The organism is Pseudomonas sp. 05N431 (assembly GCF_056397005.1).
This window is the reverse complement of sequence record NZ_JBFTMN010000042.1, coordinates 1-3,477: the sequence shown is the minus strand read 5'-3', so window position 1 is coordinate 3,477 and position 3,477 is coordinate 1. Positions and strand designations below refer to the sequence as shown.

The following is a 3,477-nucleotide window of genomic DNA, read 5'->3' as shown; positions in this document are numbered from 1 at the left end:
CACTTCGAACGTGTAACGGAAAACCTTCCAGAAAGCCCAGAATCTCGCGGCGACGCCCGCGATTGGCCGAAGGAACCGCCAGCAGGATTTCCTGAGCGCCGGTTTCTTCGATCATGCGTTGGATGTGCTTGGGCTTGTACACCTGCAAGCCGGAAATCACCCGATCCACAATGCTCTTATCATCATCGATAAACGCTACCGGGCGCATGACCCGGCCCATGCGCAAGGCGGCAACCAGCTGGTTACCGGCAGCACCCGCCCCATAGATGGCAACGCGGGGCAATCCATTGTCGCGATTGGTAAAGGGAACGTGCTGCGCCGCGGTAAACCAGTCCCCCAGAAAATACTGGCGCATGGCCAGGCGCAGCCCACCCACCATGATCAGGCTTAACCACCAGTAGTTAAAAATGATCGAGCGCGGGACGACGTTCTGATGGTTACTGTACCAGTACACCACCACCCCAAGAATCAGCGCCGAAAGGCTGACAGCCTTGATGATCGCAATCAGGGCATCATTGCCGAAGTAGCGCATCACTGCCCGGTACAACCCGAATCGAATAAAAAGAGGGATTGCGATTACCGGAGCGGCTAGAAACAACCAAAAATGTTGAGTAAATGGATTGCTCATTTCGTCGATGCCCAAGCGGACAACGAACGCCATCCACAAGGCGAGCCAAACCAGTAGAAAGTCTGTGATGACTTGCAAAATGCGCTTGTGTCGACGCGGAAGGCTCAACAAATATGCTCGTATTTTATCCATAATCCCGTCGTTTACCTTCGTAATCTATACAACAAAACCACCTTGATAAAAATCAATTGTGTACGTGACTCTCCAACTCTCCAGCACGAAACCACACCGCTAAAATCACCAAGGGAACATACGCTACAACCAAGCCGATCAAGCCATCCAGACCGAGCAACTCAACATACAAAGCAATCGGCAATAACCAAAACACATTAATCGTCAACACCGCCAATGTGACGGTCGAATGCGTACCTAATTGACGTGATGCGCACTGGTACGCGTGGCTGCGGTGCGCCTCATAGATCCTTGCACCCTGCAAAAATCGCCTTATCAATGTGAACGTCGCATCCACGACGAAGACCCCGATAAGGATCAACCACACCCAAAACAGACTCGTGCTGTGCCAGGCGGCCTGTAGCGAAAATACGCCTAATACCATGCCCAGAAAACCACTTCCTGCATCACCCATAAAAATCCGCGCAGGGGGGAAATTCCAGTAAAGAAAGCCCAAAACTGACATCGCCAGCAGCAGCGGAGCCCATATCAGGGACTCGTATCCGCAAAGCCAGTAAACCAGACATGCGCCAAGGCAAACCGACACCGCTTCGATACTGGCAATCCCATCAATTCCGTCCATGAAGTTGTACAGGTTCAGCATCCACACCAGGTAGACCGCTGCTAATACATTTCCTAGCCACCCCAGATTCAGCGAGATACCGAAAATGTTCAGCGCCGGCATACCATTGAACCAACAGAGTACCCAGACAGCTCCCGCAAAATGCCCAAGCAAGCGCCAACGGACAGCTATATGCCTATGGTCATCGACAAAACCTATTATCGCGATACCGCCACCCGCCCCCAGCAAAGCCCAGACCAGCTCCCAGTTCACGACGCCAAACCAGCCAAGAACGGGCAGTACTGCGAAGAAACTCAGAACAATGGCTACGCCACCGCTCCGTGGAGTAGGCCTCGAATGAGAGCTGCGAGCATTCGGGATGTCCATCAGGCTGCGGCTCAGCGCATAGCGACGCAGGGCGCCAGTCAGGATCAGAGAAATACCAACTACAATTGGCAACGACAACCAGAGACTCATCGAGCAAGGGCGTCCATTAGCAATAACCTTGGATAGAAAGCCTCAGTCAACAGTGACTTAAGCGCTTGAAGTCCATAAGCCTTTACCAGCGATACAGTTTTCCGGCAATCAAAGGATGAGTCATCGTGTTCAAAATGACGAAAAAAGGCCGGAATGCACTCTTATCCAATGACAAGACTACATTCTCAGCCTCATTTTTATCGCCAAACCCTGCGCAACCTGGCGCAGAGCCTCAGTACAACAGATTTCGCGCCGTCACGGCTCCAGTCGACGCTGACGGTAGATCAAATCGACAATCTCACCATCCGGAGCGTAACCGCTGACAGTGTCGCGCAGGAGTTGGCGAACCCGCGAATAATCGTCCAGCTCAATCGCAGACAGCAACTCCGTCAACTTGCCCTTGAGCACTTCCCAGGGCAGCAGGTCTTCATTGGCCGTCATGATCATCGGGTGCTGAGTGGCGGCAACGTTGTCACCGATCAACAGTTCTTCGTAAAGCTTCTCGCCTGGACGCAGCCCGGTAAACTCGATGGCAATGTCGCCGTGAGGATTTTTGTCCGAACGGACACTCAAACCCGACAAGTGAATCATCTTCTCCGCCAGCTCGACAATCTTCACCGGCTCGCCCATGTCCAGCACGAACACATCACCGCCCTGGCCCATTGAGCCAGCCTGAATCACCAACTGCGCGGCCTCGGGGATGGTCATGAAGTAACGGGTGATTTTCGGATGCGTGACCGTCAGCGGGCCGCCGGCCTTGATCTGCTTATGGAACAGCGGGATCACCGAACCGGAAGACCCGAGCACATTGCCGAACCGCACCATGGTGAACCGGGTTTTATTGACCCGGGACACGTTGGTCTTGTCGCCAAACATCACCGGCGCCAGCTCACGACTCAACGCCTGCAACGTCAGTTCCGCCAACCGCTTGGTACTGCCCATGACATTCGTRGGCCGCACGGCCTTGTCGGTCGAAATCAGCACGAAGTTCGCCACACCGGCCTGCAGCGCGGCCTGTGCGGTATTCAGTGTGCCGATCACATTGTTCAGAACACCTTCGGCAATATTGTGCTCGACCATCGGCACGTGCTTGTAAGCTGCCGCGTGATACACCGTATCCACATGCCAGGTTTTCATCACGTCCAGCAGCTTGTCCTGGTTGCGCACCGAACCGAGGATCGGCAGCAGCCGTACCGACAGCGACTCACGGGCAATACGTTGCTCAAGTTCCGACAGAATGCTGTAAAGATTGAACTCACTGTGTTCRAACAGCAGCAACGTGGTCGGCTTCAACGCCAGGATCTGGCGACAAAGCTCAGAACCGATGGAACCGCCCGCACCGGTGACCAGAACCGACTGATCCTTGATGCAATGCTCGAGCARATCGCCCTGCGCCGGCACCGCATCGCGGCCAAGCAGGTCCGCGATGTCGACTTCTTGAATGTCATCCACCTTGACTCGGCCGCTGGCCAGGTCCATGAAACCTGGCACACTTCGAACGTGTAACGGAAAACCTTCCAGAAAGCCCAGAATCTCGCGGCGACGCCCGCGATTGGCCGAAGGAACCGCCAGCAGGATTTCCTGAGCGCCGGTTTCTTCGATCATGCGTTGGATGTGCTTGGGCTTGTACACCTGCAAA

The 3,477-nt window shown here is 54.5% G+C and carries 3 protein-coding genes; all 3 read right to left on the bottom strand.

Translation table 11 applies throughout. From position 1 onward, the window contains the following. Nucleotides 1-760: nucleoside-diphosphate sugar epimerase/dehydratase (locus AC1DIG_RS29160; protein WP_477770090.1), on the bottom strand; the 760-nt coding region annotated here is incomplete at its 3' end. A gap of 52 nt (nucleotides 761-812) precedes the next feature. Next, a complete protein-coding gene (locus AC1DIG_RS29155) occupies nucleotides 813-1,838 on the bottom strand; it encodes an MraY family glycosyltransferase (protein WP_477770089.1) in 1,026 nt (341 codons plus the stop codon). Between the two features lie 255 nt (nucleotides 1,839-2,093). Further along, nucleotides 2,094-3,477, bottom strand: a 1,384-nt coding sequence (locus AC1DIG_RS29150; RefSeq protein ID WP_477770088.1) for a polysaccharide biosynthesis protein, incomplete at its 5' end; no start/stop codon positions are given.